This is a genomic window from Streptomyces sp. NPDC107559 (genome assembly GCF_055657365.1).
The window spans coordinates 1,476,621-1,495,257 of record NZ_JBVKBD010000001.1 but is presented as its reverse complement, the minus strand read 5'-3'; the positions used below and the strand labels follow the sequence as shown (position 1 = coordinate 1,495,257).

14 protein-coding genes are annotated in these 18,637 nt (G+C 74.8%); 13 read left to right on the top strand and 1 reads right to left on the bottom strand.

The genetic code is table 11. The features are described from left to right. The first annotated feature begins 65 nt into the window (after window positions 1-65). Genes ACZ7OY_RS06390 through cobI form a run of 7 tightly spaced genes read left to right on the top strand, consistent with a single transcriptional unit; the run spans window position 66 to window position 11,030 of the window. Window positions 66-1,010, top strand: a complete 945-nt coding sequence (locus ACZ7OY_RS06390; RefSeq protein ID WP_471910281.1) for a cobalamin biosynthesis protein — start codon at window positions 66-68, stop codon at window positions 1,008-1,010. After that, window positions 1,007-2,578 carry a cobyric acid synthase gene (locus ACZ7OY_RS06385; RefSeq protein ID WP_471910280.1) on the top strand — a complete coding sequence of 524 codons (1,572 nt, stop codon included), beginning with the start codon at window positions 1,007-1,009 and terminating at the stop codon, window positions 2,576-2,578. Before ACZ7OY_RS06390 ends, ACZ7OY_RS06385 begins: the two co-directional genes overlap by 4 nt. Continuing rightward, the gene (gene cobN, locus ACZ7OY_RS06380; protein ID WP_471910279.1) at window positions 2,575-6,243 is read left to right on the top strand and encodes a cobaltochelatase subunit CobN; all 3,669 of its coding nucleotides are present in this window, start codon (window positions 2,575-2,577) and stop codon (window positions 6,241-6,243) included. The genes ACZ7OY_RS06385 and cobN overlap by 4 nt, the downstream gene beginning before the upstream one ends. Then, entirely contained in the window at window positions 6,240-8,237 is a 1,998-nt protein-coding gene (locus ACZ7OY_RS06375) for a putative cobaltochelatase (RefSeq protein WP_471910278.1), read from the top strand. Before cobN ends, ACZ7OY_RS06375 begins: the two co-directional genes overlap by 4 nt. Further along, window positions 8,237-8,836 (top strand): cob(I)yrinic acid a,c-diamide adenosyltransferase, encoded by a 600-nt coding sequence (gene cobO / locus ACZ7OY_RS06370; protein WP_471910277.1) that lies wholly within the window; start codon window positions 8,237-8,239, stop codon window positions 8,834-8,836. Before ACZ7OY_RS06375 ends, cobO begins: the two co-directional genes overlap by 1 nt. Beyond that, a complete protein-coding gene (locus ACZ7OY_RS06365) occupies window positions 8,830-10,284 on the top strand; it encodes a cobyrinate a,c-diamide synthase (RefSeq protein WP_471910276.1) in 1,455 nt (484 codons plus the stop codon). The genes cobO and ACZ7OY_RS06365 overlap by 7 nt, the downstream gene beginning before the upstream one ends. After that, complete coding sequence (cobI, locus tag ACZ7OY_RS06360) at window positions 10,281-11,030, top strand: precorrin-2 C(20)-methyltransferase (protein ID WP_471910275.1); 750 nt, start codon at window positions 10,281-10,283, stop codon at window positions 11,028-11,030. The genes ACZ7OY_RS06365 and cobI overlap by 4 nt, the downstream gene beginning before the upstream one ends. A 23-nt stretch (window positions 11,031-11,053) precedes the next feature. Here the strand turns inward: cobI and ACZ7OY_RS06355 are convergent, their stop codons facing one another. Then, window positions 11,054-11,821, bottom strand: a complete 768-nt coding sequence (locus tag ACZ7OY_RS06355) for a ZIP family metal transporter (protein ID WP_471910274.1) — start codon at window positions 11,819-11,821, stop codon at window positions 11,054-11,056. An 83-nt stretch (window positions 11,822-11,904) separates the two neighbouring features. On the opposite strand from ACZ7OY_RS06355, the gene cobM reads away from it, so the two are divergent. The 6 genes from cobM to cobC are packed head-to-tail and all read left to right on the top strand — an operon-like array spanning window position 11,905 to window position 18,372. After that, window positions 11,905-12,723 (top strand): precorrin-4 C(11)-methyltransferase, encoded by an 819-nt coding sequence (cobM, locus tag ACZ7OY_RS06350; protein WP_471910273.1) that lies wholly within the window; start codon window positions 11,905-11,907, stop codon window positions 12,721-12,723. Beyond that, a complete protein-coding gene (gene cbiE / locus ACZ7OY_RS06345) occupies window positions 12,720-13,970 on the top strand; it encodes a precorrin-6y C5,15-methyltransferase (decarboxylating) subunit CbiE (protein WP_471910272.1) in 1,251 nt (416 codons plus the stop codon). The genes cobM and cbiE overlap by 4 nt, the downstream gene beginning before the upstream one ends. Further along, window positions 13,967-15,778 carry a precorrin-3B C(17)-methyltransferase gene (gene cobJ, locus ACZ7OY_RS06340; protein ID WP_471910271.1) on the top strand — a complete coding sequence of 604 codons (1,812 nt, stop codon included), beginning with the start codon at window positions 13,967-13,969 and terminating at the stop codon, window positions 15,776-15,778. The genes cbiE and cobJ overlap by 4 nt, the downstream gene beginning before the upstream one ends. Continuing rightward, the gene (locus ACZ7OY_RS06335; protein ID WP_471910270.1) at window positions 15,775-16,365 is read left to right on the top strand and encodes a precorrin-8X methylmutase; all 591 of its coding nucleotides are present in this window, start codon (window positions 15,775-15,777) and stop codon (window positions 16,363-16,365) included. Before cobJ ends, ACZ7OY_RS06335 begins: the two co-directional genes overlap by 4 nt. Then, window positions 16,362-17,315 (top strand): sirohydrochlorin chelatase, encoded by a 954-nt coding sequence (locus ACZ7OY_RS06330; RefSeq protein ID WP_471910269.1) that lies wholly within the window; start codon window positions 16,362-16,364, stop codon window positions 17,313-17,315. The genes ACZ7OY_RS06335 and ACZ7OY_RS06330 overlap by 4 nt, the downstream gene beginning before the upstream one ends. Continuing rightward, window positions 17,305-18,372 carry an Rv2231c family pyridoxal phosphate-dependent protein CobC gene (cobC, locus tag ACZ7OY_RS06325; protein ID WP_471910268.1) on the top strand — a complete coding sequence of 356 codons (1,068 nt, stop codon included), beginning with the start codon at window positions 17,305-17,307 and terminating at the stop codon, window positions 18,370-18,372. Before ACZ7OY_RS06330 ends, cobC begins: the two co-directional genes overlap by 11 nt. Window positions 18,373-18,637 lie beyond the last annotated feature (265 nt).

Here is an 18,637-nt window from a genome sequence, read left to right as displayed (position 1 = left end):
GCTCGGCTGCCGATTGAGTCTCAGCACCAGGTCACTGCCCGGTACCGCCACGATCGGCTGAGCCGGTGCGTGCCGATCGCGTCTTCGCGTACGGCGCCACCGCGGGCCTCCTGGGCGACCTGTTCCTCGGCGATCCACGCCGCGGGCACCCGGTCGCGCTGTTCGGGCGTGCGGCCGCAGCCGTGGAACGGGCGTTGTGGCGGGACCACCGGGGCCAGGGCGCGCTGCACACCCTGGTGTGCGCCGGCGGCGCCGTGGCGCTCGGAGCCGTGGCCACCCGCGCCGTACGTACCTCCGGCGCCGCCTCCGTGGCGCTCACCGCCACCGCCACCTGGGCCGTCGTCGGGGGCACCTCACTCGCCCGGGAGGCCCGCGCCATCGGGCGCGCCCTGGAGGCCGGGGACGTCGTGGGCGCCCGCGCCCGGCTGCCGCACCTGTGCGGCCGCGACCCCCAGGCCCTCGACGCGGACGGGATCGCGCGGGCGGTCGTCGAGTCGGTCGCCGAGAACACCTCCGACGCCGTCGTCGGCGCGCTGGTGTGGGGAGCCGTCGGCGGGGTGCCGGGGCTGCTCGGCTTCCGCGCCGTGAACACCCTCGACGCCATGGTCGGCCACAAGTCGCCCCGCCACCGCCGCTACGGATGGGCCTCCGCCCGGCTCGACGACGCCGCCGGCTGGCCGGGGGCCCGCCTCACGGCCGCCCTCGCGGCCCTGGCCGGAGACGATCCGCGCGGCGCCGTACGGGCCTGGCGGGCCGACGCCGCCAGACATCCCAGTCCCAACGCCGGTCCCGTGGAGGCCTCGTTCGCCGGATCCCTCGGCGTGCGGCTGGGCGGGACCCTCTCCTACGCCGGACGGGTCGAGCACCGGCCCGTGCTCAACGGTGCCCACGGACGTGACGTCCGTGCCTCGGACATCGACCGGGCGGTACGGCTGTCCCGGCGCGTCGGCTGGCTCGCGCTCGGCGTCTGTGCCGCCGCGCGCCTCCTCGTGAAGGAACGTGACTCATGAACGGTGGTCTCCTGGTCGCCGGCACCACCTCCGACGCGGGCAAGAGCGTCGTCACCGCGGGGATCTGCCGGTGGCTGGTGCGGCAGGGCGTCAAGGTCGCGCCCTTCAAGGCGCAGAACATGTCCCTCAACTCGTTCGTCACCCGCGAGGGCGCCGAGATCGGGCGGGCCCAGGCGATGCAGGCCCAGGCCTGCCGGATCGAGCCGACCGCGCTGATGAACCCCGTGCTGCTCAAGCCCGGCAGCGACCGCAGCAGCCAGGTCGTGCTGATGGGCAAGCCGGTGGGCGAGATGACCGCACGCGGGTTCTTCGGGGAGTCCGAGGGGGCGTCCCCCGGGGAAAGGCTGCACGGCGGTCGGCAGCAGGCGCTGCTCGGCACCGTCCTCGACTGCCTCGCCGAGTTGCGGGGCACGTATGACGCGGTGATCTGTGAGGGGGCCGGCAGCCCGGCCGAGATCAACCTGCGCCGGACCGACATCGTGAACATGGGCATCGCCCGCAACGCGCGGCTGCCCGTCCTCGTCGTCGGCGACATCGACCGCGGCGGTGTCTTCGCCTCCTTCTTCGGCACGGTCGCCCTGCTCTCGCCCGAGGACCAGGAGCTGGTCGCCGGGTTCCTCGTCAACAAGTTCCGGGGCGACGTGTCCCTGCTCGAACCCGGGCTCGACATGCTGCGCGGCCTCACCGGGCGGCGGACGTACGGTGTGCTGCCCTTCCGGCACGGTCTCGGCATCGACGAGGAGGACGGACTGCGCGTCTCCCTGCGCGGTGCCGTCCGGGAGTCGACCGTCGCCGCCCCCGTCGGCGAGGACGTCCTGCGGGTCGCCGTCTGCGCGGTCCCGCTCATGTCCAACTTCACGGACGTGGACGCGCTCGCCGCCGAACCGGGCGTCGTCGTGCGGTTCGTGGATCGGCCCGAGGAACTCGCCGACGCCGACCTGGTCGTCATCCCCGGGACCCGGGGCACGGTCGGCGCGCTCCGATGGCTGCGCGAGCGCGGCCTCGCGGACGCCATCGCGCGCAGGGCCGCCGAGGGCCGGCCGGTGCTCGGCGTCTGCGGCGGCTTCCAGATCCTCGGCGAGCACATCGAGGACGAGGTCGAGAGCCGCGCGGGGCACGTCGACGGGCTCGGCCTGCTGCCCGTACGGGTGCGCTTCGCCCGCGAGAAGACGCTCACCCGGCCCGTCGGCCAGGCCCTCGGCGAGCACGTCGAGGGGTACGAGATCCATCACGGGGTCGCCGACGTCACCGGCGGCGAGCCGTTCTTCTCCGACGGCGCCGGGCACCGCCTCGACGGCTGCCGGGTCGGCGCCGTCTGGGGCACTCACTGGCACGGCTCCCTGGAGTCGGACGGATTCCGGCGGGCGTTCCTGCGCGAGGTGGCGGCCGCCGCGGGCCGCCGTTTCGTGCCGGCCCCCGACACCTCGTTCGCCGCGCTGCGCGAGGAGCAGCTCGACCTGCTCGGCGATCTGATCGAACAGCACGCGGACACGGACGCGCTGTGGCGGCTCATCGAGTCCGGCGCGCCGCAAGGACTGCCCTTCATCCCCCCGGGAGCGCCCGCATGAGCACAGTGTTGTTGTTGTCGACGGCCGACACCGATCTGCTGGCGGCGCGCGCCTGCGACGGCCCCTACCGGATCGGCAACCCGACCCGGGTCGACGTCGCGGAGGAGCTGCCCGGACTGATCCGGGGCGCGGACGTCGCCGTCGTACGGCTGCTGGGCGGGAAGCGGGCCTGGGAGGACGGGCTGGCCGTGCTGAAGGCGTCCGGGATCCCGACCGTGCTGCTGGGCGGGGAGTCCGTGCCGGACGCCGAGCTGATGGCCGAGTCGTCGGTGCCGGCCGGTGTGGTCGCGGAGGCCCTGCGCTATCTCGTCGAGGGCGGCACCGCGAACCTCACGGAGCTGGCCCGGTTCCTGTCCGACACCGTGCTGCTGACCGGTGAGGGCTTCGACGGGCCGCAGAAGATGCCCGAGTACGGCGTCCACGGCGAGCGTGCCTTCGCCGAGGGCCGGCCCACGGTCGGCGTGCTCTTCTACCGCGCCCACGAACTCAGCGGCAACACCGGCTTCGTGGACACCCTGTGCGAGGCGATCGAGGCGCGCGGCGCCAACGCGCTGGCCGTGTACTGCGGTTCGCTGCGCGGCGCCGACCCCGGGCTGTACGGGATCCTCGGCCGGACGGACGCGATCGTCGCCACCGTCCTGGCGGCGGGCGGCACGCACGCCTCGCGGGCCTCCGCGGGCGGGGACGAGGAGGCGTGGGACATCGGGGCGCTCGCCGACCTCGACGTACCCGTCCTCCAGGGGCTGTGCCTCACCTCCTCGCGCGCCGCCTGGCACGAGTCCGACGCCGCCCTGTCCCCCATGGACGCGGCCATGCAGGTCGCCATCCCGGAGTTCGACGGACGCCTGATCACCGTGCCGTTCTCCTTCAAGGAGCAGGGCCCGGACGAGGTGCCCGTCTACGTCGCCGACCCGGAGCGGGCCGCGCGGGTGGCCGGGATCGCCGTACGGCACGCGCGGCTGGGGTACAAGCCGAACGCGCAGAAGAAGCTCGCGCTGGTCTTCACCGCCTACCCCACCAAGCACTCGCGGGTCGGCAACGCGGTCGGGCTGGACACGCCCGCCTCGGCCGTCCGGGTCCTGGACGCGCTCAGGGACGCCGGATACACGGTCGAGGGGCACCCCGACAACGGCGACGAGCTGATCCACCGGCTGATCGCGGCCGGCGGCCACGACGTCGAGTGGCTGACCGAGGAGCAGCTGGCCGCGGCGCCCGCCCGGGTGCCGCTGGCCGACTACCGGGCCTGGTTCGACCGGCTCGACCCCGCGCTCCGGGACGGGATGCTGGAGGCGTGGGGCGAGCCGCCGGGCTCGCTGTACGTCGACGGCGACGACATCGTCCTCGCCTCCCTCCGGTTCGGGAACGTCGTCGTGATGATCCAGCCGCCGCGCGGCTTCGGAGAGAACCCGATCGCGATCTACCACGACCCCGACATGCCCCCGTCGCACCACTACCTGGCCGCCTACCGCTGGCTGGAGGCCGCTCCGTCGGAGGGGGGCTTCGGGGCCGACGCGATCGTCCACATGGGCAAGCACGGCACGATGGAATGGCTGCCGGGCAAGGGACTCGGGCTGAGCGGCGGCTGCGCGCCCGACGCCGTCCTCGGCGAACTCCCCCTGGTCTACCCGTTCATCGTCAACGACCCCGGCGAGGGCACCCAGGCCAAGCGGCGCGGCCACGCCACCGTCGTCGACCACCTCGTACCGCCGATGGCCCGCGCCGACACCTACGGCGACCTGGCCAAGCTGGAGCAGCTCCTCGACGAGTACGCGCTCGTGTCCGACCTGGACCCGGCCAAGGCCCCGGCCGTCCGCGCCCAGATCTGGACGCTGGTCAAGGCCGCCGAACTCCACCACGACCTGCATGTCGACGAGCAGCCCGACGACGGCGACTTCGACGAGTTCGTGATGCACATCGACGGCTACCTCTGCGAGATCAAGGACGTGCAGATCCGCGACGGGCTGCACATCCTCGGCGGCGGCCCGGAGGCCGAGCCGCGGGTGAACCTCGTGCTCGCCGTGCTGCGCGCCTCGCAGGTGTGGGGCGGCGCGGCGAACGCGCTGCCCGGTCTGCGGGCCGCCCTGGCCGCGCACTTCGGCCTGGTGGAGAAGGAGTTGCTCGCCGAACCGGGCGCGCCCGTGAAGGTCCCGGTCGAGCTGACGGACCTCGTCGAGGGCCCGGCCCGGACGGCGGCCGACGCGATCGACCTGCTGGAGCAGCTGTGCCGCCGGGCGGCCCTCGGCATGGAGGAACGCGGCTGGGACGCGGCAGCCGTGCCGGCGCTCGTGCGCGACCTCCTCGGCACCGAACTCCCCGACGCCGTCGCGGTGCTGGAGTTCGCCTGCCGCGAGGTCGTACCGCGGCTCGCCCGGACGACGGACGAGATCGGGCACATCCTCAAGGCGCTGGACGGCGGTTATGTCCCGGCGGGTCCGTCGGGCTCGCCCACGCGCGGGCTCGTCAACGTCCTGCCGACCGGCCGCAACTTCTACTCGGTCGACCCCAAGGCCATTCCCTCCCGGCTGAGCTGGGAGGTCGGGCAGTCCCTCGCCGACTCCCTCGTCCAGCGGTATCTCCAGGACACGGGCGCCTACCCGACGTCCGTCGGACTGACGGTCTGGGGCACGTCCGCCATGCGCACCCAGGGCGACGACATCGCCGAGATCCTCGCGCTGCTCGGCTGCCGCCCGGTGTGGGACGACGCCTCGCGCCGGGTCACCGGCTTCGAGATCGTGCCCCTGGCGGAGCTGGGCCGTCCCCGCATCGATGTCACGGTCCGTATCTCCGGCTTCTTCCGGGACGCGTTCCCGCACGTGGTCGGGCTGATCGACGACGCCGTACGGGCGGTCGCCGAGCTGGACGAGCCGGCGGACCGCAACTTCGTCCGCGCGCACGCCGACGAGGACACCGCCGAGCACGGCGACCGGCGGCGCGCCACCTCCCGTATCTTCGGCTCCAAGCCGGGCGCGTACGGCGCCGGTCTGCTGCCGCTGATCGACGCGCGCAACTGGCGCTCGGACGCCGACCTCGCCGAGGTGTACGCCGTCTGGGGCGGCTACGCCTACGGACGCGGGCTCGACGGGCGGGCGGCCCGCGGCGACATGGAGACGGCGTTCAAGCGGATCGCCGTCGCCGCCAAGAACGTCGACACGCGCGAGCACGATCTCGTCGACGCGGACGACTACTTCCAGTACCACGGCGGCATGGTCGCGATGGTGCGGCACCTGACCGGGGCCAACCCCGAGGCGTACGTGGGTGATTCGGCCGTCCCCGACCAGGTGAAGACGCGGACACTGGGCGAGGAGACGCACCGCGTCTTCCGGGCCCGGGTGGTCAACCCGCGCTGGATGGCGGCGATGCGCCGGCACGGCTACAAGGGCGCCTTCGAGATGGCGGCGACGGTCGACTACCTCTTCGGCTACGACGCCACCGCCGGGGTCGTGGACGACTGGATGTACGAGAAGCTCAGCGCCGAGTACGTCTTCGACGCGGAGAACCGGGACTTCATGAAGAAGTCCAACCCGTGGGCCCTGCGCGGCATCACCGAACGTCTGCTGGAGGCGGCGGACCGCGGGCTGTGGGCGGAGCCGGACGCGGACACGCTGGAGCGGCTGCGCGCCACCTATCTGGAGCTCGAAGGCGACTTGGAGGGCGACGACCAGTGAGTACCCCGTTCCCGTTCACGGCCGTCGTCGGCCAGGACGATCTGCGGCTCGCGCTGCTGCTGAACGCCGTGTCGCCGGCGGTCGGCGGTGTGCTGGTCCGCGGTGAGAAGGGCACCGCGAAGAGCACGGCCGTACGTGCCCTCTCGGCGCTGCTTCCCGAGGTCGACGTCGTCTCCGGGTGCCGTTTCTCCTGCGACCCCGGCTCCCCCGACCCCGCCTGCCCGGACGGGCCGCACGAGGCGGGAGGGGGCGCGCCCCGCCCCGCCCGGATGGTCGAGCTGCCCGTGGGCGCCTCCGAGGACCGGCTGGTGGGCGCCCTGGACATCGAGCGGGCGCTCGCGGAGGGCGTGAAGGCCTTCGAACCGGGCCTCTTGGCCGACGCGCACCGCGGCATCCTGTACGTCGACGAGGTCAACCTCCTGCACGACCATCTGGTCGACCTGCTGCTGGACGCGGCCGCGATGGGCGCCTCGTACGTCGAGCGCGAGGGCGTCTCCGTACGGCACGCGGCGCGGTTCCTGCTCGTGGGGACGATGAACCCGGAAGAGGGCGAACTGCGGCCACAGTTGCTCGACCGGTTCGGGCTGACCGTCGAGGTGGCCGCCTCGCGCGAGCCCGACCAACGGGTGGAGGTCGTACGCCGGCGGCTCGCCTACGACGACGACCCGGCCGGCTTCGCGGCGCGCTGGGCCGGCGAGGAGGCCGCCGTGCGGGCGCGGATCGTGGCGGCCCGCGCGCTGCTGCCCGCCGTGCGGCTGGGTGACGGCGCGCTGCGGCAGATCGCGGCGACCTGCGCGGCCTTCGAGGTGGACGGCATGCGGGCCGACATCGTGATGGCGCGTACGGCCACCGCGCTGGCGGCCTGGGCCGGGCGCACCGAGGTGCTCGCCGAGGACGTGCGGCAGGCGGCCCTGCTGGCGCTGCCGCACCGGCGCAGGCGCAATCCGTTCGACGCGCCGGGGCTCGACGAGGACAAGCTGGACGAGACGCTGGAGGAGTTCGGGGGCTCGGCCGAGGACGAGGATCCCGACCCGGACGGGCCCGGTGGCGGCGGTGGGCGGCCCACGCCGGACAGCGGTCCGCAGGGCGGTGACACGTCCGCCCGGCCCGAGGCCGGTGAGGGCGGGGAGCCGCAGGCCTCCGGAGGCGCGGAGCAGTCCGCCGTGCGGGCTGCCGAGCCGTTCCGTGCCAAGGCGCTGAGCGTGCCCGGGATCGGCCAGGGTGCCGCCGGGCGGCGCTCGCGGGCCCGTACCGAGCACGGGCGCACGACCGGGGCCCGGCGTCCGCGCGGCGCGCTGACGAAGCTGCACCTCGCGGCGACCGTGCAGGCGGCCGCTCCGCACCAGCGGGCGCGCGGGCGGTCGGGGCCGGGGCTGCTGGTGCGCCGGGACGATCTGCGGCAGGCGGTGCGGGAGGGGCGCGAGTCCAACCTCGTGCTGTTCGTCGTGGACGCCTCCGGGTCGATGGCGGCCCGGCAGCGGATGGGCGCGGTCAAGGGCGCGGTGCTGTCGCTGCTGCTCGACGCGTACCAGCGGCGGGACAAGGTGGGTCTGGTGACCTTCCGTGGGTCGGCCGCCGAGGTCGCGCTGCCGCCCACCTCTTCGGTGGACGCGGCGGCGGCGCGGCTGGAGTCGCTGCCGACGGGCGGGCGTACCCCGCTCGCGGCCGGACTGCTGAAGGCGCACGAGGTGCTGCGGGTGGAGCGGCTGCGGGATCCGGCACGGCGCCCGCTGGTGGTCGTGGTGACGGACGGACGGGCCACCGGGGGCCCCGAGCCGCTGCTGCTCGCGTCCCGCTCGGCCGGGCTGTTCGCGGCCGACCGGGTCGCCTCGGTCGTCGTGGACTGCGAGTCCGGGCCGGTGCGGCTGGGGCTGGCCGGGAAGCTCGCGGGTGAACTGGGCGGTACGGCGGTGACGTTGGACGAGCTTCGGGCGGACAGCATCGCCGGGCTGGTGAAGGACGTGGTGAAGGACGTGCAGAGGAGGGCCGCGTAGTGCCGCAGGGACAGCCGAGTGTCGTACCGGACGACGGTCTGACGACTCGTCAGCGTCGTAACCGTCCGCTGGTCGTCGTGCACACGGGCGTCGGCAAGGGGAAGTCCACCGCCGCGTTCGGGCTGGCGCTGCGCGCCTGGAACCAGGGGTGGCCCATCGGGGTGTTCCAGTTCGTCAAGTCGGCGAAGTGGAAGGTCGGCGAGGAGAACGCGCTGCGGGTGCTGGGCGCTTCCGGCGAGGGCGGGGGCGTCGACTGGCACAAGATGGGCGAGGGCTGGTCGTGGGTCCAGCGCGACGCGCAGATGGACAACGAGGAGAAGGCCCGGGAGGGCTGGGAGCAGGTCAAGCGGGACCTGGCGGCCGAGACGTACAAGCTGTACGTGCTCGACGAGTTCGCGTACCCGATGCACTGGGGCTGGGTCGACACGGACGAGGTCGTCGCGGTGCTGCGGGACCGGCCGGGCACCCAGCACGTCGTGATCACCGGGCGCAACGCCCCGGAGAAGCTGGTCGACTTCGCCGATCTCGTCACCGACATGTCCAAGGTCAAGCACCCGATGGACGTGGGACAGAAGGGCCAGAGGGGCATCGAGTGGTGACGTCCGTTCCCCGGCTGGTGGTCGCCGCGCCCTGCTCGGGCAGCGGCAAGACCACCGTCGCCACGGGGCTGATGGCGGCCTTCGCCGAGCGGGGGCTCGCCGTGTCCCCGCACAAGGTCGGGCCGGACTACATCGACCCCGGCTATCACGCGCTCGCCACCGGGCGCGCGGGACGCAATCTCGACGCGTATCTGTGCGGCGCGGAGCTGATCGGGCCGCTGTTCGCGCACGGCGCGCACGGCTGTGACCTCGCGGTCGTCGAGGGCGTGATGGGGCTGTACGACGGGGCGGCGGGCGAGGGGGAACTCGCCTCCACGGCCCACGTGGCGAAGCTGCTGCGGGCGCCGGTGGTGCTGGTCGTGGACGCGTCCTCGCAGTCGCGGTCCGTGGCCGCGCTGGTGCACGGGTTCGCGTCCTGGGACCCCGAGGTGCGGATCGGGGGCGTGATCCTGAACAAGGTCGCCTCGGACCGGCACGAGGAGTTGCTGCGCGACGCGCTGGACTCCTCCGGGGTGCCGGTGCTCGGGGTGCTGCGGCGGGCGCCGCAGGTGGACACGCCGTCCCGGCACCTCGGTCTGGTGCCGGTCGCCGAGCGGCGGGCGGAGGCGGTCGCGGCGGTCGCCGCCATGGCCGCACAGGTCTCCGCCGGGTGCGACCTGGACGCGCTGGCAGCGCTGGCGCGCAGTGCCGGTGCATTGCCGGATGCGGCCTGGGACGCGGCCGACGCCGTCGAGTTGCCCACCCACGACCACCCGACTCGCTCGGCCGAGAAGCCGGGGCCACGGGTGGCCGTCGCGGGCGGAGAGGCGTTCACCGGCCACCCGACGCGCTCGGCCGGTCGGTGGGCACCCGTGGTCGCCGTCGCCGGGGGTCCCGCGTTCACCTTCTCCTATGCCGAGCACGCCGAGCTGCTCACCGCCGCCGGTGCCGAGGTCGTCACCTTCGATCCGCTCCGTGACGAACAACTGCCTTCCGGCACGGGCGGGTTGGTCATCGGTGGCGGGTTCCCCGAGGTGTACGCGCCCGAGTTGTCCGCCAACGAGCCGCTGCGCCGGGCGGTGGCGGAGCTGGCGTCGGCCGGGGCGCCGGTGGCGGCCGAGTGCGCCGGACTGCTGTATCTGGCCCGGGAGCTCGACGGCCGGCCCATGTGCGGGGTGATCGACGCCGTGGCCCGGATGGACGAGCGGCTCACCCTCGGCTACCGGGACGCGGTGGCCCTCGGCGACAGCGTGCTCGCGGCGGCCGGCACCCGGATGCGTGGGCACGAGTTCCACCGCACGGTCGTGGAGCCCGGCGCCGGGCCGTCTCCGGCCTGGGGGATGCGCGCCCCCGAACGGCGCGTCGAAGGTTTCGTGCAGCAGGGCGTGCACGCGAGTTATCTGCACACGCACTGGGCGTCCGAGCCCGGCGTGGCCCGTCGGTTCGTCGAGAGGTGCCTGACGTCATGAGCAGCAAGCTGATCGGTGTCGGGGTCGGCCCGGGTGACCCCGAGCTGGTGACCGTCAAGGGCGTCAACGCCCTGCGTGCCGCGGACGTCGTCGTGGTGCCCGTGATGGCGGCGCCGGACGGGGAGGACGGCGGCGAGCCGGGGCGGGCCGAGGCGACCGTGCTGCACTACGTGCCGCGGGAGAAGATCGTCCGGGTGGTGTTCGCGCTCAACGAGCGCAGCGACCGGGCCCGGCGCGCGGCCGCCTGGGACGCGGCGGGGGCGCGGGTGGCGGCGCTGCTCGACGCGCACGACTGTGTCGCCTTCGCGACCATCGGGGACCCGAACGTGTACTCGACGTTCACCTATCTGGCGCAGACCGTCGCGGAGTCGGTGCCGGGTGCCGTCGTCGAGACCGTGCCGGGCATCACCGCGATGCAGGATCTCGCGGCACGGTCGGGGGCGGTCCTGACCGAGGGGACCGAGCCGCTGACCCTGGTGCCGGTCACCGCGGGGGCCGCCGCGCTCAAGGACGCGCTGAGCGGGCCGGGCACGGTCGTGGCGTACAAGTTCGGGCGGCAGGCCGCGGAGGTCGCCGAGGCGCTGCGCGAGACCGGGCGGCTGGAGAGCGCGGTGTGGGGTTCGGCGCTGGGGCTCGCGCAGGAGTCCATCCGGACCGCCGCCGACCTCGGCGACGGTCCGCTGCCCTACCTGTCGACACTGATCGCGCCCGCGCCGCGCGACGGCGGTCGGGGCGGCAAGCTGTGACCCTCCGCGGGCCGTACGGGCGTTCAGCCGGCCAGGCCCACCACCAGCCAGATGAACGCGGCACCCGCGACCGTGCACAGCAGCGTCGAGCGGGCGGGGTGCTCGTGGTGCGCCTCGGGCAGGATCTCGGCGGCCGCGAGGTAGAGGAGCACCCCGCCGAAGAGGCCGAGATAGCCGCCGAGCAGCGGTTCGGGCAGGACGAAGAACAGGGTCGAGGCCGCGCCGAGTACCGGCGCCACCGCGTCCGCGAACAGCATGGCGACCGCCCTGCGCCGGGCGTTCCCGTACAGGCTGGTGATCGTGTACGTGTTGAAGCCGTCCGCGAAGTCGTGGGCGACGACGGCCAGCGCGACGGACGCGCCCATGCCGCCGCCGACCTGGAAGGCCGCGCCGATCGCCACGCCGTCCATCGCGCTGTGGCCGACCATCGCGGCGGCCGCCGTCAGGCCCACCTCGGGCACCCGGCCGTTGGGCGCCCCGGCGCCGTGCGCGGCCGCCTGGTCCTCCTCCGTCCGGGCGGAGTGGGGGTCCCGGGGGAGATCGGCCAGCAGCCGTTCGGCCAGATGGGCCAGCAGGAAGCCGGCCACGAACAGCAGCAGCGCGGCCGGTACGCCGAAGACCTCGGTGCCCGCCACCTCCAGTGCCTCGGGCAGCAGGTCCAGGCCGACCACGCCGAGCATCAGGCCGCCTGCCAGGCCGAGGACCAGATGGCGGCGGTCGGTGACCCGCTGTGCCGTCCAGCCGCCGGCCAGCGTCATCAGGAACGCGCCGAGCGCGACGAGGACCGCCATGTGACCTTGCTATCCGATCGAACCCCGGTCGCGCACGTCCGACCCCCCGCCCAGTGAAGATCCGTACGAGAGGACCCGTACCCATGGCCGATGCCCCCACCGGCAAGGTGACCTTCGTCGGTGCCGGCCCCGGCGCCGCCGACCTGCTGACGTTCCGGGCCGCACGGGCCATCGCCGAGGCCGACGTCGTGATCTGGGCGGCCAGCCTGGTGCAGGCCGAGGTGCTCGAACACGCGCGCGCGGACGCGGAGATCCTGGACTCGGCGGCGATGTCCCTGGAGGACGTGGTGGCCGTGTACCGGCGGGCCCGCGCCGAGGGGCTGCGGGTCGCCCGGATCCACTCCGGCGACCCCGCGCTGTGGGGCGGCACGCAGGAGCAGCTCGACCGGTGCGACGAGCTCGGGATCGAGACGGAGATCGTGCCCGGTGTGTCGTCGTTCTCGGCGGTCGCCGCGCTCGCGGGGCGCGAGCTGACCATTCCCGAGGTCGCGCAGTCGGTGATCCTGACCCGGCTCGGCGGCGGCAAGACGCCGATGCCGCCCGGCGAGGAGGTGCGCGAGTTCGCCCGGCACGGTACGACCATGGCGCTGTTCCTGTCGGCGGCGCGCAGCGGCCAGCTGGTGCGGGAGCTGCTGGAGGGCGGCTATCCGACGACCACGCCGGTCGTCGTCGCCTACCAGGCGACCTGGCCGGAGGAGCTGGTCGTGAAGTGCACGATCGGCACGCTGGAGGAGACGGTCAAGGAGCACAAGCTCTGGAAGCACACGCTGTTCCTGGTCGGCCCGGCGCTGGACGCCGGCGGGACGCGCTCGCACCTGTACCACCCGGGTCACTTCCACGGCTATCGCAAGGCCGACCCCGAGGCCCGCAAGGCCCTGCGCGCCCGGGGCGCCGGCACGTGATCACGGTCGTCGGCACGGGGACCGGTGCGCCGCCGCCCGGGGACGTCCTGGCGGGGGCGGAGCTCGTCGTGGGCGGCCGGCGGCATCTGGACGCCGTACGGCCGCTGCTGCCCGGGACCGCCGAGCTGGTGGTCCTGGGCGCGCTGGCGCCCGCCCTGGACACGGTCGCCGAGTACGTCGGCAAGGGGCGGCGGGTGCTGGTGCTGGCCTCGGGGGATCCGGGGTTCTTCGGGATCGTGCGGGTGCTGTCGGAGCGGTTCGGGGCCGCGGCGCTCGATGTCCGGGCCGGGGTGTCCTCGGTCGCGGCCGCGTTCGCGCGGACCGGCATGACCTGGGACGACGCCGTCGTGGTCAGCGCGCACGGGCGGGAGCTGCGCACCGCGGTGCATGTGTGCCGCGCGTATCCGAAGACGGCGGTGCTGACCGGGCCGGGTGCGGGTCCCGCCGAGCTGGGCGCGGCGCTCGCGCGGGCGTCGGCCGAACGGGTCCTGGTGGTGGCCTCGGCCCTGGGCGATCCGGTGCGCGAACGCGTCGAGCGGGTGACACCGGCGCAGGCCGCCGCCCGCGACTGGGGGTCCGCGGTGAGCGTGGTGCTGTGCCTGGACGAGTCCCGGACGGCGCGCGGCGGGGCGCGGACGGTGGCCGGTGCGGCGCCGGGGCCCGCGGGCTGGGCGCTGGAGGAGTCCGCGTTCGCGCACCGCGACTCGATGATCACCAAGTTCGAGGTGCGGGCGCTGGCGCTGGCCCGTCTCGGTCCGCGCCCCGGCGACCTGGTGTGGGACGTCGGCGCGGGCTCCGGGTCGGTGGCGGTGGAGTGCGCGCGGCTGGGGGCCGCCGTGAGTGCCGTGGAGAAGACCCCGGACGGGATCGGCCGGATCCGTACCAACGCCGCTCAGCACGGCGTCGACGTGCACGTGGTGCACGGCTCGGCACCGGACGCGCTGGCGCAACTCGACGACCCCGACGCCGTGTTCGTCGGCGGCGGCGGCCGCGAGCTGCCCGAAATCGTCGACGCGTGCGCGCGGCGGGCCCGGCGGAGCGTGGTCGTCACGATGGCCGCCCTGGACCGGGTGCCGGCGGCGCGTGCGGCGCTGATCGGCGCCGGGTTCGACTGCGACGGTGTGCTGCTCCAGTCGTCACGGCTCGTGCCGCTGCCGGGGGACGTGACCCGGCCGGCGGCGACCAACCCTGTGTTTCTGCTGTGGGGCACCCGTCCCGCGGCGCGTACCGAAGGAGTTGCCCTGTGATCGGCCTCATTTCCGCCACCGCGGCGGGGGCGGCGGCGCGCGACCGGCTGGCCGCGGCCTGGCCGGACCGCACGCGGGTGTACGACGGGCCCGTGGCGGACGCCGTACCGCGGGCGTTCGCGGAGTGCGGGCAGCTGGTGTGCTTCCTGGCGGCCGGGGCGGTGGTACGGCTGGTCGCGCCGCTGCTGGGCGACAAGCGGACCGACCCCGGTGTGGTGTGCGTCGACGAGGCGGGCCGGTTCGCCGTGTCGCTGGTCGGCGGGCACGGCGGCGGGGCCAATGAACTGGCCCGCGCGGTGGGCGCGTTGCTGGGCGCGGAGCCGGTGGTGACCACGGCGACGGACGCGGTGGGCGTGCCCGGCCTGGACACGCTCGGCCTGCCCGTGGAGGGGGACGTCGCGGGGGTGACCCGCGCCCTGCTGGACGGGGAGCCGGTCGCGCTGGCCGCGGAGGTGTCCTGGCCGCTGCCCGCGCTGCCGTTGGGGACGCGGGGCGCGTACACGGTCCGGCTGACCGACCGGGCCGTGGAGCCGGCCGAGCGCGAAGTACTGCTGCGCCCGCCGTCGTTGGTGGTCGGTGTCGGCGCCTCCAAGGGTGCTCCGGCCGAGGAGGTGCTGGGGCTGGTCGAGGCCGCGCTGCGGGACGCCGGGCTCAGCGCCGCGTCCGTCGCCGAACTGGCCACCGTCGACGCCAAGTCCGGCGAACCCGGCATCGTCGCCGCCGCCGAACGGCTCGGGGTGCCCCTGGTGACGTACTCCGCCGAGGAGTTGGCGGCCGTGGAGGTGCCGAACCCGTCCGGCGCGCCGCTCGCCGCGGTCGGCACCCCGTCCGTCGCGGAGGCCGCCGCCCTGGTGCGGGGTGGTGAACTCCTGGTCCCCAAGCGGAAGTCGGAGCGGGCGGACGGCCGGCCGGCGATGGCGACCTGCGCGGTCGTACGGCGTCCCGGGCGCGGGCGGCTCGCGGTGGTCGGCCTCGGGCCCGGGGCCCGGGACCTGCTGACGCCGCGTGCCGAGGCGGAGTTGCGCCGTGCTTCCGTGCTCGTCGGGCTCGACCAGTACGTCGACCAGATCCGCGATCTGCTGCGGCCCGGCACCCGGATCCTGGAGTCGGGGCTCGGCGCGGAGGAGGAGCGGGCCCGCACCGCGGTCGCCGAGGCCCGGCGCGGCGCGGCGGTCGCGCTCATCGGGAGCGGGGACGCGGGGGTGTACGCGATGGCCTCGCCCGCGCTGGCCGAGGCGTCCGACGACATCGACGTGGTCGGGGTGCCCGGGGTGACGGCGGCGCTCGCGGCCGGGGCGATCCTGGGCGCGCCGCTGGGCCACGACCATGTCTCGATCAGCCTGTCCGACCTGCACACGCCGTGGGAGGTCATCGAGCGGCGGGTACGGGCCGCGGCCGAGGCGGACCTCGTCGTGACGTTCTACAACCCGCGCAGCCGGGGCCGCGACTGGCAGCTGCCGAAGGCCCTCGCGATCCTCGCGGAGCACCGGGAGCCGGCGACGCCGGTCGGTGTCGTACGCAACGCCTCGCGCGCCGACGAGTCCAGCCGGGTGACGACGCTGGCCGCGCTGGACCCGGCGACGGTGGACATGATGACGGTCGTGACCGTGGGCAACACGGCGACCCGGCGGATCGCGGGGCGGATGGTGACCCCGCGCGGCTACCGCTGGCAACAGGACCCGGGGACGGGCCCGCAGGAGGACCTGCGGACCGTCCCGCACGCGCGGACACAGGAATCGACACAGGAATCGACGCAGGAATCGACGCAGGAAGACCCGCAGCGAGACCCGCAGGAGGATGCCCGGTGAATCGTGTCGTCCATCCCATCGAGCAGGAGTCTTTCCGGCGCCTGCGCGCCCGTCTGGACACCTCGCACTTCCCGCCGCTGTCGCGGGCGGTGGTGGAGCGGGTGATCCACTCCGCCGCCGACCTCGACTACGCCGACGATCTCGTCCTGGACGAGGGCGACCTGGCGAAGGCGCACACCGCGCTGCACGCCGGGGCGCCGGTGGTCGTGGACGTGGAGATGGTGGCCGCGGGGATCACCCGCCGCGAGACCGTCTGCCGGCTGCGGGACGCGCGGTCCGGGCCGGGGCTGACCCGGTCGGCGCACGCGGTCCGGCTGGCGTACGAGGAGGTCGGTCCCGGCGCCCTGTGGGTGATCGGCTGCGCGCCGACCGCCCTGGAGGAGCTGCTGACGCTGGACGCCTCCCCCGCGCTCGTCATCGGGCTCCCCGTCGGTTTCGTCGGGGCGGCCGAGTCGAAGGCCGCGCTGCGCGAGAGCGGGCTGCCCGCCGTGAGCAACGTGTCCGAGAAGGGTGGTTCCGCGGTGGCCGCGGCCGCCCTCAACGCCCTGCTGTACCACCGTGTTTCGCAATCCGAGGAGCAATCGTGACCACCCCGCCGCCCGCCCTGCTCATCGCCGGCCATGGCACCCGGGACGAGGCCGGAGCCGAGGCGTTCCGCGACTTCGTACGGGAGTTGGGGCGCCGCCACCCCGAACTGCCCGTCGCGGGCGGCTTCATCGAGCTGTCCTCGCCGCCGCTGGGCGAGGCGGTGACCGAACTGGTGGAACGGGGGGTGCGCCGGTTCGCCGCGGTGCCGCTGATGCTGGTGTCCGCCGGGCACGCCAAGGGCGACATCCCGGCGGCCCTGTCCCGGGAGAAGGAACGCCACCCCGGGATCTCGTACACCTACGGGCGTCCGCTGGGCCCGCATCCGTCGCTGCTGGACGTGCTGGAGCGGCGCCTGGACGAGGCGCTCGGCGAGGCGGGCCGCACGCCCGCGGACCGGGCCGAGGTGACCGTGCTGCTGGTCGGACGCGGCTCCACCGACCCGGACGCCAACGCCGAGGTGCACAAGGCGGCGCGGCTGCTGTGGGAGGGGCGCGGTTACGCGGGGGTGGAGACGGCGTTCGTGTCGCTGGCCGCGCCGGACGTGCCGAGCGGTCTCGACCGGTGCGTGCGGCTGGGCGCCCGCCGGATCGTGGTGCTGCCGTACTTCCTGTTCACCGGCATCCTGCCGGACCGGGTGCGGCAGCAGACCGCGGACTGGGCGGCCGCGCATCCGGAGACCGAGGTGCGCTCGGCGGACGTGATCGGGCCCGAGCCTGAGCTGCTGGACCTGGTGATGGAGCGGTACGCGGAGGCCGTCAAGGGCGATCTGCGGATGAACTGCGACTCGTGCGTGTACCGCATCGCGCTGCCGGGCTTCGAGGACAAGGTGGGGCTGCCGCAGCAGCCGCACTTCCACCCGGACGACGACGGACACCACGACGGTCACGGGGGCGGTCACCACCACGGGCACCACCAGCACGGGGGGCACACCCACTCCCATGCGCACTGACGACGTTCCCGGGGAGGGCCCCGATCTGCGGCACCACGGTGACGCCGAGGTGCGCGACGACGGTGCGGACCTGGTCGATCTGGCCGTCAACGTACGGTCGGACACGCCCCCGGCGTGGCTGCGGGAGCTGATCGCCGGGTCGCTGGACACGCTGGCCGCCTATCCGGACGGGCGGGCCGCGCGGGCGGCGGTGGCGGCACGGCACGGGCTGCCGGTGGACCGGGTGCTGCTGACGGCCGGCGCGGCGGAGGCGTTCGTCCTGCTGGCGCGGGCGCTGAAGGTGCGCCGGCCGGTGGTCGTGCATCCGCAGTTCACCGAGCCGGAGGCGGCGCTGCGGGACGCCGGGCACACCGTCGACCGGGTGCTGCTGCGCGCCGAGGACGGCTTCCGGCTGACCGGGCGGGCGGTGCCCGAGGACGCGGACCTGGTGGTGATCGGCAATCCGACGAACCCCACCTCGGTGCTGCATCCGGCCGACGCGATCACCGGGCTCGCTCGGCCCGGGCGGACGCTGGTGGTCGACGAGGCGTTCATGGACGCGGTGCCGGGTGAGCGGGAGGCCCTGGCCGGGCGGACGGACGTGCCGGGTCTGGTGGTGCTGCGCAGCCTCACCAAGACATGGGGGCTGGCCGGACTGCGGATCGGGTACGTGCTCGCCGCCCCGGAGACGGTCGCCGCCCTGGAGCGGGCGCAGCCGCTGTGGCCCGTCTCCACGCCCGCGCTCGCCGCGGCCGGGGCGTGCGTGAGCCCGCCGGCCCTGGCGGAGGCGGACCGGGCGGCCCGTCGGATCGCCGCCGACCGGGCTCGTCTGGTCGCGGGACTGGCCCGGTTCGCGGCGGCGGGGGTACGGGTCGTGGAACCGGCCGAGGGACCGTTCCTGCTGGTCCGGATGCCGGCGGCGGATGCCGTACGGCGGCGGTTGCGGACGCTGGGCTTCGCGGTGCGGCGCGGTGACACGTTCCCGGGGCTGGGCGAGGAGTGGATACGGCTCGCGGTACGGGACCGGGAAACGACGGATGCCTTCCTTGGGGCGCTGGAGCGGGCACTGACCCGCTGAGCCGGGAGCCGCTGCGACGGCGCGACCGACGCGGTACGTCACCCGACCCGGCGTGACACGGCCGACGCGGCACGGGGACCGACGCCACGCGTCGGCGCCGACGCCGTACGACACCCGACGCGGCGCGGGAGCCGACGCCACGCGCCGGCGCCGACGCCGTACGACACCCGACCCGGCGTGACGCGGCCGACGCCATGAGGCGGGGCCGACGTGGTGAGGCGGGCGTTTCGCACCCGCCCGGGGCGGGGCGGGGGATTCCTCCCGG